We start from the raw sequence: 1,884 nt of genomic DNA on the forward strand, positions 1-1,884 counted from the left end.
CAGGTAAGGGGACCAGGACGGTTCTATGAGTTGGCCTTGATCGGTAGGAAGCGGGAGCCTCACTCGACCGTTAATGGACACGAGCATCAAGACTCCCCGGCCCTGCTGGCGGGTGGCGTAGATTACCATGGTGCCGTTGGGCGCAACAGTAGGCGACTCGTCCAGAGTGCTATCAGTGAGGATTTTTACGCTTCCGCGCTGAAGATCCTGGGCTGCCACCTTGAAGTTGGTGAAACCGTCCTGACGATGGATCATCACCAGGGTCTTTTCATCGGCCGACAGTTTCGGGTTGGCGTTGTAGTTGCCCACGAACGTCACGCGCTCGGCACCGCCGCCACCGGCGCTGGTCTTGTAGATCTGCGGCTTGCCGCCACGGTCGGAGGTGAAGTAGATGGTCGAGCCATCCTTGCCCCAGTACGGCTCGGTGTTGATGCCCGGACCTGCGGTCACGCGGGTGATCTGACGCGAACCGAGGTTCATCACGTAGATGTCCGGGTTGCCGTCCTTGGACAGCACGAACGCCAGGCGATTGCCGTCAGGCGACCAGGCCGGCGCGCCGTTCAGGCCTTCGAAGTTGGTGATCTGCTCACGGCGGCCGGTGTCGATGTTCTGCACGAAGATCCGCGGACGCTTCTGCTCGAACGACACGTAGGCGATGCGCTTGCCGTCCGGTGCGAAACGCGGCGACAGGATCGGCTCGCGCGATTGCAGCAGGGTCACCGCACGGGCACCGTCGTAGTCCGAACGCTGCAGGGTGTAACGGGTGTTCTTCTCGGAGAAGCGTTCGGCCGTCACGTACAGCAGACGGGTCGAGAACGCGCCCTTGATGCCGGTGAGCTTCTCGAACGACTGGTCGGAGATGTAGTGCGCCATGTCGCGCAGTTGCTCGGTGGTGCCGGAAACGCTGCCGTCGGCCACTTTCTGCTCGGTGGCGACGTTGAACAGCGCCCACTGCACCTGCAGGCGGCCGCCCGCCGGAACGATGCTGCCGACCATCATGTACTGGGCACCCACCGCCTTCCAGTCACGGAAGATGATTTCGCTCGGCTGGCTCGGCTGGCTGATCATGTTTTGCTTCGGAATCGGCGAGTAGTAGCCCGAGTTGCGCAAATCGTTGCCAATGATTTCAGCCATGTCGTCCGGCAGGACGGCACCGCCCTGGAAACCGAAAGGCACGACCGCGATCGGGGTCGCCCGATCGCTGCCGCTGGTGACCAGAATGTTCTTTTCATCCGCCATCGCGATCCCTGCCATGCAGCAGACCGCGATCAGCAATCCTCGAAGAAGGTTTCTCACAAGGCTAGATCCTCAGGTGTGAATGTCATCTTGAAGGAACGATACGGAGCGAAATCGCTCGGCTTCATTCCCTGCATTTCCGTCAAACGTCCAATGTTCTTGACCGCCGCCACCGCCGAAGCGTCGAACGGACCGTCGCCGCTGGACTTGGCCACGCTGACCGTGGTCACCGTGCCGTCCGGCAACATGCCGATCTGCAGCACAACCGTCATGCCTTTGCGTGCCGAAGGCGGACGGGCCCAACCTTCCGCTGCCCGCGCGCGAATCAGGTCATCGAAACTGCCCGCGACCTCGTCGCCCTGCTCATCGGCCAAGTCCTGCTGACGCTGCGGCGTGTCGGAAAGCAGATCTGCCAAGGCCTGGGCCTTCTTGTCTTCGGCAGCCTTGCGTGCCGCATCCTGCGCTTTCTTCTTCGCAGCATCGGCAGCAGCTTTCTTCTTCGCTTCTTCGGCGACCTTCTTCTTCGCCTCTTCAGCTTCAGCTTTCTTCTTGGCGTCTTCGGCGGCTTTCTTCTTATCTTATTGGAAGATCTTCTTGTTGGGTTATTGTGTTTCTGCTTTTTTTGATTTTTGTTGTGGAGGTTTCTTT

1 protein-coding gene and 1 pseudogene are annotated in these 1,884 nt (G+C 60.3%); both read right to left on the minus strand.

Features of this window, described 5'->3' with window-relative positions; translation table 11 throughout:
* The coding region (gene tolB, locus ACIP0B_RS28425) for a Tol-Pal system beta propeller repeat protein TolB (protein ID WP_400838519.1) at positions 1–1,254 on the minus strand (1,254 nt) is incomplete at its 3' end.
* A gap of 38 nt (positions 1,255–1,292) precedes the next feature.
* Positions 1,293–1,811, minus strand: a pseudogene (gene tolA / locus ACIP0B_RS28430) (cell envelope integrity protein TolA); the annotation flags it as partial.
* Positions 1,812–1,884: the final 73 nt, after the last annotated feature.

Origin of the sequence: Pseudomonas sp. NPDC089534, assembly GCF_044749305.1 — a bacterium.
GTDB classification, from domain to species: Bacteria; Pseudomonadota; Gammaproteobacteria; order Pseudomonadales; family Pseudomonadaceae; genus Aquipseudomonas; species Aquipseudomonas ekonensis.